Genomic DNA, 18,742 nt, shown 5'->3' on the forward strand with positions numbered 1-18,742 from the left:
TTGAACACAAGGCAACCATTGATTCGAAACGGAAAGATTTTCTTTTTTGATTTATTAAATTCGCTTCCCCCCTTCCTTTTCCTGCTTTTTTTTTGGAAAAAAAGATAGCCATTTTTTCCTATTTTCATGATTGCTGATTGAAATAACGGTGACGAATAGCTGCAATCACTAGTAAACAAATAGGAATAATAACTTGCAGCGGCAAGTGCAAATAGACCGTGACAATCCGTAATCCTTCCTTAATATGTTCGGAATAATTGTCAGCGATCGCAACAGATAATAACAACACAATGAACCCAAGAGAATAAATGAGACGGTGATGATTTTGCACTCCAAATAACTCGCTCGCTCCTACCACTCCAGCATAAAAAAAGAGCGAGATTTTAAAAAAGCCGCCAATAATAAGGGCAATCATGAAAAAGACATCGAGGCGTTCCAAAAAATTAGCAACTTGAATGTTTCGGATCGTGTCTAAAAGCGGGAACGTCGAACGGGACACAAGCTCTGGGCCAAGCACCGCCACATTAATCGCCATGGTAATGGCTAAATTGATGCCGCTTAGCCCCATACCGATAATAGTCGCTTGTTTTGTTTTTTCCGGATTGTTTAAATACGGAAATATCATCGCAAATACGATCATTTCCCCAAACGGCACATAAAGTGTTTCCGTAAACACTACTTTCCACACAGGCTTCCATCCATCCGCCAGCACCGGCTCCAAGTTATATAAATGCACTAACCCTGCGCTTATGACCAAAATAAACCCGCCGATTGCCAGTACATAAAGAAACGTCAAAAACAGCTCCCCTGTCCGTGCTAATACCTCAATGCCTTTATACACACCATACATCACCGTCAATATCATAATCGCATTTAAACTAAAGAGAGGCGTTTCCGGATAAGCAAAGGTCAAAAGCAGCTCTCCGAAGTCCCTGAGCACCCGGGAGGCAAGATAAAGAAAATAAACGGTATACACAAACGCAAGCGCTTTGCCAAGCCAAGGTCCGATAATGTGTTGCACATAGGATGTTAAGGGAATATCCGGATAATAACGGTAGAGGCGATAATAAACCAAAAACAGCAATATGCCTCCTACCATTCCTAACAAGATCGCCAGCCACACATCCTGCTTCGCCCGCACTCCAAGCGGAATGACGAGCGCACTGCCATGTTCAAACAGTATGATGAGCACAAACAATTGCCGTGCGCTAATTTTTACTTTTTCCATTCCAGTTTCCCGCCTTGCTGTTGAAATATATATGGTTTATTCCGCAGTCCCGTCCGGCGGATAAAAGACTCAACTTTTACATTGACCTCCAAATAAGGGAAATATGATTCATTCCAATTTTTTTCCATTTTCCTCCACTCGTGTGGATAGGAACGATACACGGCTTGACCAAATCCAAAAATATCTGTCCTCTTTTCTTTTGCTCTTTCAACGGCGTCAAGGACTTCCCTTTTTATGTCCTGTTCTATCGCCGTTTTCAGCATTAAAAGCTGCTTTGGATCGTTTAAGTCAAGAGGCACCAGCACTTCACCGATGTCTCCTTCTGTCTGAATATGAACGGAAACAGACGGCTTCCCATTTTTGATATGGACGGCCACATTCGTTTGGGACCGATCTACTTTATAGCTAATTGCCTCTTTTTTCCCTTTCCATCCTGTTGTGATATTGGTTTGTTTAATCTTATCTAATACCCATAACACCCCGCGGGATGCTTCCCCATTAATCCATCCGACAAGTTTTCCGTCTTTAAACATCGCCAATCCATCTACATACAAGCGCGCATCCGGCTCGGAAGCTTGTATGCTTAATTGACGTTTTCCTTTTCGTACGTTCCCTTCAATTCCAACACCGCTAATAACAGGAGCTTTTCCTTGTGAAGAAAGATCTCTAATGATATCTCCTACATGAATATTGATGGTTTCCCCCCAAATTTTTTCTGAAAATTGCAATGTTTTAATAATTTGATTGGCAGAAATTTTATCAATGGGTGTTAATATTTTTAATACATCCTCCGCTGAATGATGGCGGGCAATGACCACCATGGAAGTCGCGCGAAACTGGCTGTTGCGCTCCATCGCGTCAAATAGCCCATCCAATCCTTCTTTGGCTACCTCCTCCCCAATCACTACCAAGTTCGTATGGGCATAATACGGAATCCGCGATACCTTTTGCGATGTTTTTCGGCTTGCCTCGACAAGGTTATTGCCTGTTGCTTTATAAATAGAAACCGGCACTCCACCGCTTCCTCCTCCTCTTTGCGTTGCCCCGGCCACATTTCCAGGGTTGACGACTTGGTAGATCATCATGTATTTTCCATCTTTGGTTTTATCCAACCCAACTGCGATGATAAAAGCCAAATCGGTAAGCTCTTTTCTGCTCCAGCATCCCGCAAGGATGATTCCACATAGCAAAATAGAAGCGACCGTTGCGATTATTCGTTTCATGACGTTTCTCCCCTGTTTGAATCGTTTGAACTATTCGAGCCAGGCGGTTGTGGCTTCTGATTGTTCCCTTGGCGCTTAATATTTTTTTGGCTGATGAGATGCGGCCGATCTTTAAACGCCCATGTCGGCACACGGAAGAGCGTATCACCCATGTTAGCTGGAATGGATGGAGCCAATGGCGACATATATGGAACACCAAATGAACGAAGGCTGCATAAGTGAATGGTCATCACTAAAATTCCTATGATAATTCCGTAAAACCCAAATATGGCCGCAAGAACCATAAGCAAAAACCGAATGAGGCGGGCAGAAATAGCAATCGCAACTGCCGGCGTTGCAAAACTAGCCACCGCTGTAATCGAAACAACGATGACCATCGCCGAAGAAACAAATCCCGCCTCGACTGCCGACTGTCCAATGACAAGCGCGCCGACGATCGATACCGCTTGACCAACCGCACGCGGCAGACGCACCCCAGCTTCTCGCAAAATTTCGAAAGTGACTTCCATCACCAATGCTTCGACAAACGCTGGAAATGGAACTGCCTCCCGTTGCGCAGCGATCGCAATAACCAGCGGCGTCGGAATCATTTCTTGGTGAAATGTTGTCGCTGCAATATACAACGCAGGAGCAATTAAGGAAATAAAGAAAATAAGCACACGCAAAAAGCGAAGTGCCGTCGAAATATCAAAACGGGAATAATAATCTTCGACCGCTTGAAAAAATTGGATAAACACAGCTGGAACAACCAGGACAAATGGGGTTCCCTCCATAAAAATGGCGACTCTTCCCTCTAACAGATTTGCGGCAACCGTATCCGGCCGTTCCGTATGATATACCGTAGGAAACGTAGTATATGTTTGATCTTCAATTAATTGTTCGATATAGCCAGATTCCAAAATACTGTCAATATTGATGCGGTTAAGCCGGTGTTTTACTTCTTGTACAATTTCCTCATTGGCGATTCCTTTTATGTACATAATGGCGACGTCTGTTTGCGTTACTTTGCCGATTTTCATTGTTTCCATCCAAAGATTTGGATTTTGAATGCGGCGGCGAATCAGTGAGGTATTGATGCGCAGCGATTCGGTAAACCCGTCGCGAGAACCGCGGATCGCTATTTGTGTTTGCGGCTCCTCAATTTGGCGATATTGCCCCCCTTTTGTGCTCGCGCATAAGGCCAACGGAATTCCATCAAGGAGAATAATCGTCTCTCCAGACATTAGTTCTGTAAATAACTCGGACCATTGAGAAATTTGCCGAATCGCGCCGACAGCGGCCAGTTTCTTTTCCATCCAGATAAATAGGTCTGTTGGCAATAAAGAAATTGGAAACGTTGCGGTCATGAGAGGTTCAAGTAAAAATTGGTACACATTTTTTTCGTCAACAAGACCATCGACAAAAATCATAGCTGCGCGAATAGTACGTTCATGGCCAACATCAAAGCGACGAATGACAATATCAGGACTATCTCCCGTCGTATGACGGACAATATCGATATTCATTTCTAGTTGTGAATGAATGGGTTCCCCTGGAATATCCTGCGCTTGGCCGCTTTGATCTTTTCCTTCTTTCCCCTGAATTTCCTGCTTTTTTTTCTGTAATCCCCACTGAAACAACATTTACTTTCCCCCTTGCTCCAAACTCATGCATTTTTCATTATGGGCAACGAAAAAAGTGGATATACAAAATCAAAACAAGAAAGAAAATAAAACAAGAGAGAAAGGTTTTACAATTAGGACAAAAACAATAAACATCATTTTAACGGCAGGTGGTACGATGAAATTATTGATCATCAAACTAATTATGATCATCTCGCTAGCCGGCATCGCTATGGGAATGGACAGACTGCTTGGTTACTCCTTTTATCAATCCATTCACAATATCCTTTTTCCGCTTCGAGTGATGAAAGGTGCTGAGATGATGATTTTTTTCATATTTGTGCTGCTATGGATCATTGATTTATTTGCAGAAATCTTGAAGCATAAAAAATACCAAAAACAACCATGAGCAATTTTACTCCTCCCCCATGCGTGAAAATCCGCCCTCCCCATCATGATGCTAACGCAAACAGGTTGAAAATACGCGCTTTTTCATGGTGTTGCGTCCCTGTCATTGAACTGTTTGAGTCCATTTGGCGCTCCACCCATTGTCAGTCCTTTTCATATGAAAAGGTGGCTACAGACAGAAAAAAGAGAAAGGCTGATGCGAAAACGAAAACCTTTTCGCATCAGCCTCCTTTCGCTTCGCTATTTCTTTTTCTTCCAAACTGAAGCAGCCTTAGTGAATTCAGCAAGACAAGCAAGGTTGCTCCCATATCGGCAAAAATGGCCATCCATAAGGCAAGCCATCCCGGAATAATGAGCAAGAGCGCCAATAATTTTAAGAATAGAGCAATAGCCACGTTTTGTTGAATCATGCGCAGCGTTTTCCGGCTTAGGCGAATCACATACGGAAGTTTTTCCAAATCATCCCCCATTAACACAATATCTGCAGTCTCAAGCGCCACATCCGTTCCGGTATTTCCCATTGCAATGCCAATATTGGCCGCCGCCAACGCCGGGGCATCATTGACGCCGTCACCAACCATCGCAATACGATCGAATTGTTTTTGCAATCCGTGAATAACGGTTAGTTTTTCCTCTGGCAATAGCTCAGCGCGCACATCGGCAAGCGGAAGACCCGCAGCAAACGTATGGGCGGTTGTTGCATTGTCCCCTGTGAGCATCACGGTTTGCGAGATTCCTAGTTTTTTGAGCGCCTGCAGCACCTTGCCGGCACTAGGGCGCAGCTGATCGGAAACAGCGATCATTCCCAGCACGCTTGTTTCATCGCCCACTAGCATCACTGTATTTCCTTGTTTTTGCAACGTTTCGATTTTCGTATGAATCGTTTCGCTTAACGATAAATGCGAAAATAGTGAAGGTTTCCCAATATAATACATCGTTCCATTGACACGGGCTGCGGCTCCTTTGCCGGCCATTGCCCGAAACTCCCTAATCTCCATGCCATCAACCGACAGCTGCCATTGTTTCGCTTTGCTCAACACTGCCGAAGCAAGCGGATGTTCTGATTGTTTCTCGATCGCAGCGGCAATTTGCAGCAATTGTTTTTCATTGATATGGCTTACTGGATAAACTCCCGTTACTTCCGGCGTTCCCGTTGTTAACGTCCCCGTTTTATCAAACGCCATCGCCTTAAGTTTTCCGACCTCTTCTAAATAGGCTCCTCCTTTGATCAACACCCCTTGCCGCGCCGCCTGTCCGATCGCCGTAACGATCGCGACCGGCGTACTAATGACAAGCGCGCACGGGCAGCCAACAACAAGAATTGTCAATCCGCGATAAATCCATGTCAGCCACTGTTCATCGAACCATAAAGGCGGGACGATGGCAACGAGCAAGGCAATCAGCATAATCGCCGGCGTGTAATAGCGGGCAAAACGGTCGACAAATTGCTGCGTTGGCGCCCGCTCGGCCTGCGCTTCTTCGACAAGATGAATGATTTTGGCAATGGTGGAATCTTCGACGCGCTTTGTAACGCGCACCTCAAGCGCCCCTTCGGCGTTTAACGTCCCGGCATATACTTCATCGCCGCTCGTTTTTGCAACCGGCAGCGCTTCACCAGTAATCGCCGCTTCGTTGACCGACGATTCCCCGCGAATGACCACGCCGTCCATCGCGATTTTTTGTCCGGGTTTCACAAGAATCGTATCGCCGACCATCACCTCTTTGACATCCACTTCATACTCTTTGCCATCGCGGAGCACGAGCGCTTTTTTCGGGGCGATATCCATTAGCCGCTGAATCGAACGGCGTGCCGTATCCATGGAATATCTCTCGAGCGCTTCGCTAATCGCAAATAGGAAGACAACGACCGCCCCTTCTTTCCATTCTCCGATGCACGCCGCGCCGATGATGGCGATCGTCATCAATGTTTTCATATCAAATTGTAAGCGAACAAGATTGTTGATTCCGGTTTTTAATAAATGATAGCCGCCGACCAGGATGCTTGTTGCAAACAATAAAATCGCGGCAAGGCTTGTTTCGCCAATCGCATGCGCCGCGACAAAGCCGCTGAGAAGAAACAACGCGGAAACGGCGGCAAGCACGTTTGTTTTCTTTTTCCAAAACGGTGCTGCTTTCTGTTCTTTTCGCTCCGTTTCCGGAATGATGGTAATTCCGTCAAACGCTCCCGCTTTTTCCAGCTCTGCGATCGACGCTTCGCCAATCACCGTTAGTTTCGCCGCGCCGAAATTGACTTCAGCATCTTTGACCGTCGCAATCGACTTCACATTTTTCTCAAACCGCGCCGCACAGTTAGCGCAGGAAAGGCCTTGAAGGCGGTACACATGTTTATTTTCCATCGTTTTCTGCCCCCTCTTTGGCGTGAACAAGCGCCAGTGCCACAAGCTGTTCGACATGGTCGTTTTTCAGCGAATAAAACACGAGTTTCCCCTCTTTGCGGTGCTTGGCGATTCCCATATCGCGAAGCAAACGCAAATGGTGGGAAGCAGTCGCCACCGTGCAACCGATAATCGTCGCGACATCACAGACGCATAGCTCTTTTTCAAGCATTAACGCATACGTGATTTTTAAGCGCGTCGCATCGGCCAGCACTTTAAATAGCTGTTCCACTCCGCTGATTTCATTGATGCGCTGCCGGGCGGCATCGACTTTTTCCGCGTTAATGGAAAATACTTCACATACATCGTTCGCCATCTTGTCACCTTCATTCAAATATTCGTTTGAATATAGTATATTCCTTCATCAACAAACGTGTCAATTCATTCAAACAATAATTTGAATATCTTTCAATCAAAAAAGGGAATCATTGCGATTCCCTTTTATCATTCCGCATTCCCTCGGGCTTTTGCGAGCAGATGATGATCTTTGAGCCACTTTTCGACATGCGTATACGTTTCTTTCCACGCGAGAAGAATGGTATCGCCGTCACTTTGTAAAAGCTCGATATCCCCCTGCCATACTTTGTTGCTATCCAGCATCGCGCTCGCCGGCTCTTCCATTAAGTCGGCTTTTAACGCTTCGATAAATGAATCAATTTGCTGCGGCTCGATGATCGTCAACGTTTTCTCGCTCGTCTCTGGGTGGCGGAAGGCGACTTGGCGAATCGGCGAATATCCTTGATCGCGCAGCAATAAATAATAATTTTTCTTATACTCTTTCGACTCTAAAATCGGTTGATAATAGGAAAGATACGATTCAATAGGCACACTGTACTCCCGAATCATCCGCTTGCCGTCCTTAAACACATAACCGATGACGACTTGTCGCTGCGCCTCAGACGGAAACGGTCTTGGCTGATCTTTGACTAGCTGTTGGTGAAATGCGTAGACGGCTCGAATATTTTCTTTTTCCTTTAAAAACTGGTTTTCTTGCTCAAACGGCACATACGAACGTTCGCCATTTTCAACAAAATCATAGACGGAACTGCCGAAATAGACTTGGCGGATATCCTCTAACGCTGGCAGCCGTTTTTCATATCCGGTTATATCCAGATGAACCAAAATGCCAACGGCCACCATCGCTGCGGCAAAATAAACGTATCCTTTCCACTTATGGAAAACGCGCCATGTTTTTTCAATAATCATTTCAGCAACGAAAAAGCCGATGAATGAGAAGGTGACATATCCGAATACAATCCAGGAAAACTGATTTTGCGTAACTCCGAAATAAAGACCGCCAAGAAGCATCGTACAAAAGGCAACGCCGTACTTAAAGACCGGGCGGAGCACCGGAAACGCCAGCGCCTGCGTCGCCGCCTCGCTATGCCGTTTTTGGTACAGCCAAATCGCGAAAATAAGGAACAAAATAATCAAAAGCAGATAAGCAAGCGATTCGCCCGCTGTCAACGACTCTGCTTGGAGATTCAAATAGCGATAAAACGGTACTATTTCCTCTAAATTTTTTGATAAATAATAATTGACAGAAAAACCAACTAATAAAAACGAGGCATTGGTCAATAACAAGTATGTGATGCCTGCCGGGAATAAAAACAAAATATACGTAAATACGACTTGCAGCGTCGACATGCCTGTCATCATGCCGACAAAAACAGAAGCGGCAAAAACAAACAGCTCCATAACAAACGTCTCCGACGTCCAGCGGATAATGTCAATGATAGCAAGCGGCACGGAAAGACTTAATCCATAGCGACAAACGACGGTAAGCAATGAAATAAGCACGATGGGGAGGACAATGAGCATCACGCCAAACAAGGCTTGCTGGCAAAACAGTTCCGCTCTCTGTACAGGTAAACTATGCATAAAATCAGATGATGGTTTGCCTTGCATGTAACGAAATAACAGTGCGGCTAATAACACCGGCAGCGTAAAGACGATCATCGTTTGAAATTCCGCGGAAATGCTGTATAAACTTTCCCATTCTGGAAAGATACCTCCATCTTCCTGCTGGGAGTAAGCCATCAATAATTGCAGCGGAATGGCGGCGAACCACAGCAAGAAATGCACGATGCCAATCCAGCCTACGCTGCGAAGATTTTGCACAAAAAGCCCGCGGTTAAACGATAATATTTTCGATGGCATAGCCGACACCCCCCATTTCGTAAATGAAAATTTCTTCGAGCGTAAGCGGCAGGATATCGAAAATGAGCGGCTGAAATGGCTTAATATAGGAAACGATTTCCTGCTTTTCGCCGCGCACAATAAGGAGAAGGACGCTGCCGCGCTGCTCTCTGTAAACGATATTAAGTTGCTCAGCAAATTGCCTTGGAATTCCGTTGCGAAAAGCGACTTGAATTTTATGGATATCGGTTTTCATCGCATCCAGCTCTTTTTCAAACATCATTTCTCCCTCATGCAAAATGCCGATGCAGTCGCAAAGATCTTCCATCTCCCGCAAGTTATGCGAAGAAATAACGACCGTCATTTCGCGCTCGGCGACCTCTTGGACGATAATGTTTTTCACTTTTTGCCTCACGACCGCATCGAGTCCATCAAGCGGTTCATCCATGATGAGCACGTCCGGCATCATCGAAAAGGCGAGCCAAAACGCGGCTTGACGCTGCATTCCTTTCGAAAACTGGTGAATTTTTTTGCGCGGATCAAGCAAAAATATTTCTTGTAATCTCATAAACCGCTCCCGATGAAAAGATGGATAGACGCTTTCGTAAAACGCGGCCATTTGTTCGATCGTTGTTTGCGGAAAAAAATATACATGATCCGGCAAAAACATGATTCGCCGCTTTATTTTTGGATTTTCCCATACCTCTTCCCCGTCAATGAGCACCGTACCATGATCAGGACGGATAATCCCAGCCATCATCTTTAACAATGTCGTTTTCCCTGCGCCATTGGAGCCGAGCAAGCCGTAAATTCTTCCTTTTTGCACCGTCATGCTGACTCCGCGAATCGCTTGAAATCGGTCAAACGTTTTCGTTACGTTCGTCAAATGAATCATCTGTTTTTCCCCCTCTCTCCCCTTGTTCCGCTTGTTCGATCCATTGCAGCACTTCTTCTTTTGTCACTCCTAAAAAAAACGCTTCGGCAGCCAGACGGACAATATCGTGGCGAATGGCTGCGATTTTTTCTTGGCTTGCTGTTTTCGGCTGCGGAGAAACAAAGTTTCCCTTTCCTGGAATCGAATAAATAAACCCTTGGTGCTCTAATTCCCGATACGCTTTTTGAATCGTGTTTGGATTAATCGTTAATTGTTTCGCCATCATCCGTACGGATGGCAGCTGCTCATGCGGCTTCCATATTTCGCGGATGATCATTTCTTTCATTTTTTCGACAAGCTGTTCATAAATCGGCTGGCGGCTGCGAACGTCTAACTCAAACATCTCCCCCCTCCTTTCATCGTCTGTATCAATTGTACTATTAATAATAATACACTTATAACAGTTAAATAGCAAGTATTTTCCATAAATAAAAAAACGTAACATAAGGAAATGATATTCCTTACATTACGAATACGTCTGCACAAATAGGCCGTCCCCTTCCAGCCATTCGGCAATGATGACGTCCTCATACGATGACACGCCATGGGTACGCAATTGTTCGTTTAGCCATTGCTCATCTTTGCCAATTGCGTGCAGTTCATCGATAAGCAGCTGTCCCTCGCGGATGAGCGTAACCGGAACATGAACGGGATGGGGCGGCAATTGAAAATCTTCACGTATCGTTTTTTGATATTTTGCTTTTTTCAAGACGCTGATTGTTCCGTTTGCCTCTAAATAGCAAAAAGCGACTTCCCGCAATGAAAACGTTTCGTTTTGACGAAGCAAACTTTGCAGTTGATTGAGCGTCATCCGGCTTTTCTTCAATGCTTCATAGTCAATGATCCCATTTCGGATTAATGCTGTCGGTTTTCCTTCACTAAGGCGGCGAAACGGGAGCCATTTTTGACTCATGTATTCGACAACCAATAATAGCGCTCCCCATAACGATATCGAATAGATAATATACCAAAGATGGACATGATCGTCATATAGAGCGTTTCCTAACAGCTCTCCTAATACGAGCGCCGAAATAAATGTAAATGGGCTTATTTGATGGATCAGTTTTTTGCCGGCCACTTTCACAACGAGAAATAAAAGCACAAATCCTGTCACAAGCTCTACTGTTAAATGCACCCATTTCATTCATTGCCACCATCCTGATCATGATTCATTAGTTTCATTATGAACAACAACATGCTAAATTATGTCACGGCAAAGTTTTTGCCGCCTGAATCCAAGAATGCAACTCCTTTTTTCAACAATTGTTTATTCCCTTATAAAAAAGCTATTTTTCCATCCCATTCTTTCCGTATAATAATATAATAATAGGGTCGAATTTTCGTGGATGGGAGATATTTATGGGTTCTTATATAAATCAACATGTATTAAACAATTTGTTTTATATTTTAGTGAGCGTATTTGTTTTTTATTTTATTTATGATCACGGGGAGATATTTAAAAAGCGGCCATCATACAGAAATGCCCTCCTTGCCATTTGCATGGGGTTTCCGATCATTTTATGCATGAAATTTCCTATTTACATTGATGAACGTTGCATCCATGACTTACGACAAATTCCATTTCTTGTAGGTGCACTATATGGCGGCGGAATCGTCGGCTTTATTTTGCTTCTGATTTTGCTGGCTGCTCGCTCTCTAATTTACGGATTTGAGTATATTACTGCGATTGTGTATATGACCATGTTTGTGGTCACAGCTTCCATTTCGCCGACATTTAAGACATTAAAACGCCGAAACAAACTCTCTATGTCGGTCTGGTTAACCTTTTTTCTGGCGATTCTCACCACGTTTCTCGCTATCATCATCGCCCATTTTCCAGTAACGGACACTTATATTGTTTATTTCATTGTACTTCCTCCCATTGGGATGCTATTTGTCGTATATATTATGGAAACATTAAAAGAAGCAATTATGATGCGCTCCAAACTGGTTAAAGTCGAGAAAATGGAAGTGGTTAGTCAGCTTGCGGCCAGTATTTCACACGAAGTTCGCAATCCATTAACCGTTGTCAAAGGATTTATTCAATTATTAAAAACCCCTTCTCTTTCACAAGATACAAAAGATCGCTACATTCAAATTGCTTTAGACGAAATTAATCGAGCGGAAGCGATTATTAACGATTATTTAACCTTTGCCAAACCAGCATCGAACAAGGTAGAACGTCTCATGGTAGATGCCCAGTTGCGAAAGGTCGTTCAGATGCTGGTGCCAATGGCTCATATGAGCTCGATTGAAATTGTTGAAGAGCTGCAACCCGCTGCGATTGTCGGAAACATTCAGTACTTTCAACAGTGTTTTTTAAATTTGATAAAAAACAGCATCGAAGCCATGCCAAACGGAGGGACATTGACGATTTCATCCCGCGTGCATGGAAATCATGTCGTCATTACGATTAAAGACACTGGCGTGGGAATGACAACGGAACAAGTAGGCCGTTTTGGCGAGCCATACTTTAGTACAAAAGAAAAGGGAACCGGTCTTGGAACAATGATAGCGGTAAAGATGATTCAAACGATGCAGGGAACGCTGCATATTCAAAGTGAGGTAAATAAAGGAACTACATTAACGATTACGTTTCCTAAAGCTGCGAACTGATCCTGTCAGAAAGAAAGGGATGTGGAGCTAGCCCACATCCCTTTCTTATGTAGATGTCGAGTGTGAGGGCTGTCTCTCTTTTTTCTGAGATAACAAGAGAACCGTCACCATAATGCAAACGGCTCCAATGGCTTGAAACAGACCGAACGGGACATGTAAAAAAGCAATCGAGGCTATTACGGCTGATAGCGGCTCTACGCTAGATAGCAAGCTCGATTCCGTCGGCGATAAGTAGCGAATGCTTTCGACAAATAATAAAAATGCAAATAAAGTGCCAAATACAACAACAAACAAGATAAGCAGCCACGTCTGTGCATCCCAGCGGACCAACGGCAGCGGAAAAGGAGGAAAAACAAAACACATGACTCCCCCTCCGATGACCATTCCCCAACCGACAACGATGGTGGAGTGCCACTGTTTCAGCATCTGTGCCGAAGATAATGTATAAAAAGCTAAGGCAACACCAGAAAGAATTCCCCAACCAACAGATATCAATGGCACTTTTAATTCCCCGGTTGAACCGTTTGTAATTAATAGAAACGTTCCTAAAAGAGCCAATACAATAGCAAACACCGCCTCTTTCGATGGACGATGCTTTTGGACAACCATGACGTATAACACAATATAGACAGGAGCTAAATATTGCAATAATGTCGCCGTAGCGGCATTGCCTGTAGCAATTGATGCAAAATACGTATATTGCACTCCAAGCATGCCGAAAAACCCAAACAATAGTAAGCTTACGATGCTTTTGGCGTCGGTCCAGATCGAAAATATCGCCATCCGTTTGCATGCCGCAAACAATAGCAACGCGCTTCCCGCCAGCATCATTCGCACCACGACAAGCCATTCTGCGGTTATTTGTTTTTCCTGAAATAACACTTGCGCCGCTGTGCCTGATAATCCCCAAAGCGCTGCACCGGTGATGACCATCATTAGTCCTTTGATGCGACTAGAGACTTGTGTGGCCATAATTCTCCCCTTCTTTTGACTGATGTTGATGGATAGGATGCTTAACGGCAATAAACACCCCTATGATAATCAGCAAACCGCCTACATAAAACGAAGCTGCAATTTGTTCATGTAAAAACAAAAAGCCAAAAACAGCGCCGACGAGCGGCTGAAAAAAGAAAAATAACGAGCCAATCCCGGCATCCATCATTTCCATTCCTTTATTCCAGAGAAAAAACGCCCCCGCGGTCGAAATAATCCCAAGATAAAGAATCCCAAATACGACGATCATGTCAGGAAAAGAAACAGGTTGTTCATATAACTCCCAAATCATAACCGGGGTAGTGAATAATAAAGCAAACAAAATGGCATAGGTTGTGATCGTCAAGGCTGAAAAGCGGGTGGAAGCCACTTTCACGTACACAGATAAAAGCGCCCATGTCAGCGCCGCCCCAACTAACATCATATTCCCCCAAAATGATGTCCCCCCGCTATTGTCCAAACCGATGACGATGACAACCCCGATGGTTGCCAGCAAAAGAGCAAAAGCTTTTCTCAAGGTGATCCACTCATGTAAGACCAATCTTGCAAACAAGACAATAAACGCCGGAGTTGCCGACGTGATCAACGCCCCTGTATGCGCATCGGATAATTTGGTGCCGACAAATTGCAAGGATATCGAAACAAAATAGCCAATAAAACCGATCCACCCTAGCAAAAGCCAATCTTGTTTTCGAAGGGATAGCCTCGCTTTTGTTTTATATTGATGGACTTTTAATATCCCAAATAAAACAACGAACGCGATGGCATAACGAAGCCACACTAACGTAAACGGCGGAACGAAATCGAGGACATATTTGCTGACAACGTACATTCCGCCCCAAATGCTGGCTGCCAGCGATAAATAGAAGGCGCCGAAAAATATATTTTTCATTGGAACAACCCTCCGTCTTCATCGGGATTGAAAAGCCGTCCTCCCTAAGACGAGGCGAGGTTTTTAGCTGCTTCCCCTGTCTTAGAAGCGAGCCGCAGGTTGATCGTTTTCCAATAAATCGAAATACATTCTCATCGTTTCTCACCCTTTTCTCTATAATCATTTCATTTTGTTTCATTGTATCAAATTATCGTGAAATATACATTCATATTTTCCTAATTATTATGTATGTTGCGAAAAAGAATAGGCATTGCTGCTTATGGAAAAAATAGCAACATAGTTAGTAATTCACCCGAAGAAAGGTGTCCGCTGTGAATCATACTCCGTTAAATACCGTTCAACTGATTTGTGTGTTTATGTTATCCATTGGGCTAATGAATCATGTCATTGTGGTCCCGTTGCTATTAGACGCAGCCGGTCGTGATGCGTGGATTTCGGCAACCATGGCCTTTGCTGCATTGCCGTTATGGCTTCCGCTTTTATATTTTGTCATGAAGCAATCCAATCAAATGCATTTATTCTTATGGTTAAAAACAGAATTTAAAAGTGTCATTGCATATTTCGTGGCTATTCTTGGAAGCCTATTATTACTAGTTATCGGCTATGTTACAGTCAACGACACGGTTACGTTTATTACCACTACCTTCTTAACGCGTACACCTGATTGGGTCATTTTGTTAATCTTAACAGTGATGTGCTTTTATAACTCATATTATGGCATACCATCCATTGCAAAGACGGCGTTCATTCTTTTACCGTTTGTCGTTATTTTTGGGATGTTAGTTGCGATCACAACTACGCCGCATAAAGATTATTCATTGTTAAAGCCAATTATGGAAAATGGCTTTACCCCTGTTTTAAAAGGGATGATCTATGCTGGTGCCGGAAATGTGGAAATTTTTCTTATTTTATTCATGCAACATTATCTTCCAGCTCGCTTTTCTTTTAAATCGCTGTTAATCATTAGTGTTCTCGCCGCAAGCTTAGGCATTGGTCCAACGATTGGCGCGATTATTGAATTTGGACCGAAACAAGCAGCGGATTTACGTTACCCAGCCTTTGAAGAATGGGGATTGATCAGCTTAGGAACGTACATTGAATATCTTGATTTTCTTGCGGTTTATCAGTGGATGTCTGGAGCATTTATCCGAATTTCCCTGGCTACTGCGCTCATCCCAGAGCTATTTCACGTAACGGATAAAAAAGCACGATTATGGATTTTGATCGTTATTTATATCACTATTTTTTTATTATCATTGCTTCCCATTAGCGACGACAAATTTTTAGATTTTCTATATCGATTTGTTTTACCATCTTCGCTACTATCCATTCTATCTCTCTCTTTGCTTATTGGGATATTGGCACTCATTTCATATTTCAAAAAGAGGAGAGCTTAATCATGCAGATTCCTTCAAGAGCGCCGCAAGTCAGAATTAATCCAAATGATCATAGCGGACAGGAAACACTCATTGTTTCCGAGCAAACGTTGCGGGATCATTATTCGAACTGTAAAGATGTCGCGATTCTTACCTCGACGATTCAACCAGCAAAAACCGCAAGCGGCACGCTTACCCTAGTGTTTGTCTATTGCGAGGAACTGTGCGACACTCAGCTGATGAAACAGGTCATATTTCCAATGTTTCGCGAAATGTGCCGTAAATATCCTTGCCAGTCGGTGGAGGAAATTGAAGCAAACAAACTGATGCCAATGGAGCTGCTTGGAAAAGAAGTGCTGGTGGATGATCTAGACTATCTTCTCTTTAACGGTGATTTATTAGTCTACTTTCAAGAAGCGGATGTTTTATATTCCCTTACGCTTGCCAATCCGCCCAACCGCGACCCGGAAGAACCGAACACGGAAGTGTCGATCCGCGGCCCAAAAGACGGTTTTATTGAGGAAATTTCAAAAAACGTCGCGCTTATCCGCAAGCGAATTAAATCCCATAAGCTCTGTTATGAACAATTTATCGTCGGAACAAGAAGCCAAACAAAAGTGGGATTAATGTACATAGAGGACATCGCGAATCGTGAAATGATTCATGAAGTAAAAAAAAGAATTTTACAGTTAAATATTGATTCCCTGACGAATACCAATCAGTTGGAAGAGTTGCTTGGCGACAAACGATTCTCGCTGTTTCCGTTATTTGCCTACACAGGGCGCCCAGATTTTGCGGCGATTAGCTTATTGAATGGAAGATTTATCATCCTGTTAGACGGTGTTCCCAACGTCATTATTGGTCCGGGAAACTTATTGTTTTTACTGAATACATCGGAAGATAACGCTACAGCCCCTATCTTCGTCATTTTTCAGAGAATCCTTCGCTTCATGGGAATCTCATTGGCTATTTACTTACCTGGATTTTGGACCGCCTTGTTATCGTTTCATCCAGGAGAAATACCATTCACTCTCTTAGGAACGGTTGTGCTTTCCAGGCAAGGAGTGCCATTGCCTGTTCCACTGGAAATGTTTATCATGGTGGGGCTGTTCGAAATTGTTAAAGAAGCGGGTATGCGCTTACCGTTAGCGGTTGGCCAAACATTATCGATTGTCGGCGGATTGATTATTGGACAAGCGGCTATCAGCGCTGGCTTATTCACACCGGGAAGCCTTGTTGTTGCGGCCATTGCCGTGGTCGCTTCGTTTACATTAGTGAATCAAAATTTGTCAGGAACCGTGGTACTATTGCGTTTTATTGTCTTAATCGCTTCTTCTGTATTAGGGTTATTTGGGTTTATCGCTTCTTTATTTTTCCTTTTAACATATGTAGCGAATTTAAAAATATTTGGAATTCCGTATCTTATGCCGCTCTCTCCTCCAACCATGGATATTTTCAAAACCTTAATTCCGAATGGTTGGAAAAAATTTAAAAAGAGAGCAGGTTTGGTAAAACCGCAGGACGATACACCAAGGGGGGAAGCGAATTGAATTTCAAAACCGCCTTTCCCTTTATGATTTCCATATTCTTGTTAACAGGATGCTGGGGATCGCAAAATATTGATCATCTTTTTTATGTCGGTACGATTGGTATTGATTATAAGGATAATCGGTTTATCGTTTATGTGGCCTTCACTAGCTTTACCGGATTAGCGAAAGTCGAGTCTGGAGGTGCCCTAGAAAAATCCGGCATTGCCGTTGGAAAAGCCGAAGGCGAAACATTTAATATCGCAACCGATAATCTGTATCCTTCTATTCAGCGAATGGTATCATGGGCGCATGTGAAAAGTATCGTGTTTACAAAAAGAGCGCTGAAGAAAGTAGTGCTAGAAGACGTCTTAGACGTTTTAGACCGATATAACGAAATTAGGCATACATTATGGATTTATGCGACAGATGAGCCGATAACAAAACTTTTTTTTGGGGCAGCACCACTTTTGCATACATCGCCATACTATTCTTTATTAGCCAATCCTAGTGAAATTTTCAATCAAAGTTCATTTATTCAGCTGATTCGCTTAAATCGCTTTGTAGCTGATATACGTGAGGATGCCAAAACAGTGCGACTTCCTTATCTCAGCATTACTACGCGCCATTGGAAGGAGGGAAAAAAAGAAAAACCGATGTTAAATTTAAAAGGAATGTGCTTTATACACAATGATGAACTTCAAAAATGTTTCGATCGCTCTAAGTTGCTAGGAATCAGGTGGCTTGAAAAGCGAATAAAAAGAACCCCTATTTATGTAAAAAAAGGAAACAAAGTCGTTGCATCAATCGTTGTTCTTAAACCTAAGTCAAAAATTTCCTATCAGCGCAAAGGATATACTCCTGTATTTAACATAGAGGTAACCGCCAAAGGAAGTGTAATTGAGTTAAGGGAAAAATTAACGGAAAAACAATTAGTTCGTTTGGCGCAAAAAACGGTGGAAGATGAAATAAGAAGCCTCTACAAGCTGGGGCTAAAATATGATATTGATACCCTTAACCTCTCTGAAGCCATGTATCGTCAAAAGCCAGAAGATTGGAAAAAGTTTTCCAAAAATAAAAAAATTCCATTAACAGACGAAAGTTTAAAAAAGATTAAAGTAAAAATCTCCATTAATACATTTGGGAAAGAAAAATTGAAATACTGATGTATCGTGAACCTCTCTCCTAAATAATGTTGATTTGCATCATTGTGATATGGTGCAGCTTTCTTCCGCTGCTTGGGGTACTCACGAGGTGGTTACCAAAAGAAAAACCGCTCGTTTCTCAATATAGGCGAAAAGGCTGTCTTCCGTAAGAAACGGAGACAGCCTCCATTGGTTTGCAAGAAGCGGATGGGCCAGCTTCCATCGTGCAATGATCATTTTACCTATATGAATAACTATTTCACAT

At 43.3% G+C, this 18,742-nt stretch carries 16 protein-coding genes; 5 read left to right on the forward strand and 11 right to left on the reverse strand.

All coding sequences use genetic code 11. The annotated features are described in order from the left end of the window. Window positions 1-124: 124 nt before the first annotated feature. From HT574_RS15210 to HT574_RS15220, 3 genes are read right to left on the reverse strand one after another with little or no spacing between them, the layout of a single operon-like run. Window positions 125-1,228: a GerAB/ArcD/ProY family transporter gene (locus HT574_RS15210; protein ID WP_175245257.1), complete on the reverse strand. Its 1,104-nt coding sequence runs from the start codon at window positions 1,226-1,228 to the stop codon at window positions 125-127. Next, window positions 1,216-2,451: a Ger(x)C family spore germination protein gene (locus HT574_RS15215; protein ID WP_175245258.1), complete on the reverse strand. Its 1,236-nt coding sequence runs from the start codon at window positions 2,449-2,451 to the stop codon at window positions 1,216-1,218. The genes HT574_RS15210 and HT574_RS15215 overlap by 13 nt, the downstream gene beginning before the upstream one ends. Beyond that, entirely contained in the window at window positions 2,448-4,073 is a 1,626-nt protein-coding gene (locus HT574_RS15220) for a spore germination protein (protein ID WP_175245259.1), read from the reverse strand. Before HT574_RS15220 ends, HT574_RS15215 begins: the two co-directional genes overlap by 4 nt. A gap of 157 nt (window positions 4,074-4,230) precedes the next feature. Between HT574_RS15220 and HT574_RS15225 the strand changes: the two genes are divergently transcribed. Then, on the forward strand, window positions 4,231-4,461 hold the full coding sequence (locus HT574_RS15225) for a YczF family membrane protein (protein WP_175245260.1): 231 nt from the start codon (window positions 4,231-4,233) through the stop codon (window positions 4,459-4,461). Between the two features lie 220 nt (window positions 4,462-4,681). Here HT574_RS15225 and HT574_RS15230 read toward each other — a convergent pair whose 3' ends face one another. The 6 genes from HT574_RS15230 to HT574_RS15255 form a co-directional block, all read right to left on the reverse strand. After that, window positions 4,682-6,817: a heavy metal translocating P-type ATPase gene (locus HT574_RS15230; protein WP_175245261.1), complete on the reverse strand. Its 2,136-nt coding sequence runs from the start codon at window positions 6,815-6,817 to the stop codon at window positions 4,682-4,684. Then, window positions 6,807-7,172: an ArsR/SmtB family transcription factor gene (locus HT574_RS15235; protein ID WP_175245262.1), complete on the reverse strand. Its 366-nt coding sequence runs from the start codon at window positions 7,170-7,172 to the stop codon at window positions 6,807-6,809. The genes HT574_RS15230 and HT574_RS15235 overlap by 11 nt, the downstream gene beginning before the upstream one ends. A gap of 128 nt (window positions 7,173-7,300) precedes the next feature. Continuing rightward, entirely contained in the window at window positions 7,301-9,016 is a 1,716-nt protein-coding gene (locus HT574_RS15240; protein ID WP_175245263.1) for a DUF6449 domain-containing protein, read from the reverse strand. Next, window positions 8,991-9,890, reverse strand: coding sequence for an ABC transporter ATP-binding protein (locus tag HT574_RS15245; RefSeq protein WP_175245264.1), 900 nt, complete (start codon window positions 9,888-9,890; stop codon window positions 8,991-8,993). Before HT574_RS15245 ends, HT574_RS15240 begins: the two co-directional genes overlap by 26 nt. Next, window positions 9,856-10,272: a GntR family transcriptional regulator gene (locus HT574_RS15250; protein WP_175245265.1), complete on the reverse strand. Its 417-nt coding sequence runs from the start codon at window positions 10,270-10,272 to the stop codon at window positions 9,856-9,858. Before HT574_RS15250 ends, HT574_RS15245 begins: the two co-directional genes overlap by 35 nt. Before the next feature lie 123 nt (window positions 10,273-10,395). Continuing rightward, window positions 10,396-11,073, reverse strand: a complete 678-nt coding sequence (locus HT574_RS15255) for a YetF domain-containing protein (RefSeq protein ID WP_175245266.1) — start codon at window positions 11,071-11,073, stop codon at window positions 10,396-10,398. A 215-nt stretch (window positions 11,074-11,288) separates the two neighbouring features. Here HT574_RS15255 and HT574_RS15260 point away from each other — a divergent pair, with 215 nt between their 5' ends. Then, window positions 11,289-12,545 carry a sensor histidine kinase gene (locus HT574_RS15260; protein WP_175245267.1) on the forward strand — a complete coding sequence of 419 codons (1,257 nt, stop codon included), beginning with the start codon at window positions 11,289-11,291 and terminating at the stop codon, window positions 12,543-12,545. 45 nt (window positions 12,546-12,590) lie between these two features. Here the strand turns inward: HT574_RS15260 and HT574_RS15265 are convergent, their stop codons facing one another. Together HT574_RS15265 and HT574_RS15270 are read right to left on the reverse strand one after the other, a co-directional pair. Further along, complete coding sequence (locus tag HT574_RS15265; protein WP_175245268.1) at window positions 12,591-13,517, reverse strand: DMT family transporter; 927 nt, start codon at window positions 13,515-13,517, stop codon at window positions 12,591-12,593. After that, on the reverse strand, window positions 13,498-14,430 hold the full coding sequence (locus HT574_RS15270; RefSeq protein ID WP_175245269.1) for a DMT family transporter: 933 nt from the start codon (window positions 14,428-14,430) through the stop codon (window positions 13,498-13,500). Before HT574_RS15270 ends, HT574_RS15265 begins: the two co-directional genes overlap by 20 nt. Before the next feature lie 311 nt (window positions 14,431-14,741). Between HT574_RS15270 and HT574_RS15275 the strand changes: the two genes are divergently transcribed. From HT574_RS15275 to HT574_RS15285, 3 genes are read left to right on the forward strand one after another with little or no spacing between them, the layout of a single operon-like run. Continuing rightward, entirely contained in the window at window positions 14,742-15,827 is a 1,086-nt protein-coding gene (locus tag HT574_RS15275) for a GerAB/ArcD/ProY family transporter (RefSeq protein ID WP_175245270.1), read from the forward strand. Between the two features lie 2 nt (window positions 15,828-15,829). Then, the gene (locus tag HT574_RS15280) at window positions 15,830-17,356 is read left to right on the forward strand and encodes a spore germination protein (protein WP_175245271.1); all 1,527 of its coding nucleotides are present in this window, start codon (window positions 15,830-15,832) and stop codon (window positions 17,354-17,356) included. Then, window positions 17,353-18,498 carry a Ger(x)C family spore germination protein gene (locus tag HT574_RS15285; RefSeq protein ID WP_175245272.1) on the forward strand — a complete coding sequence of 382 codons (1,146 nt, stop codon included), beginning with the start codon at window positions 17,353-17,355 and terminating at the stop codon, window positions 18,496-18,498. Before HT574_RS15280 ends, HT574_RS15285 begins: the two co-directional genes overlap by 4 nt. Window positions 18,499-18,742: the final 244 nt, after the last annotated feature.

It is taken from the genome of Parageobacillus sp. VR-IP (genome assembly GCF_013357975.1).
Taxonomy (GTDB): domain Bacteria; phylum Bacillota; class Bacilli; order Bacillales; family Anoxybacillaceae; genus Saccharococcus; species Saccharococcus caldoxylosilyticus.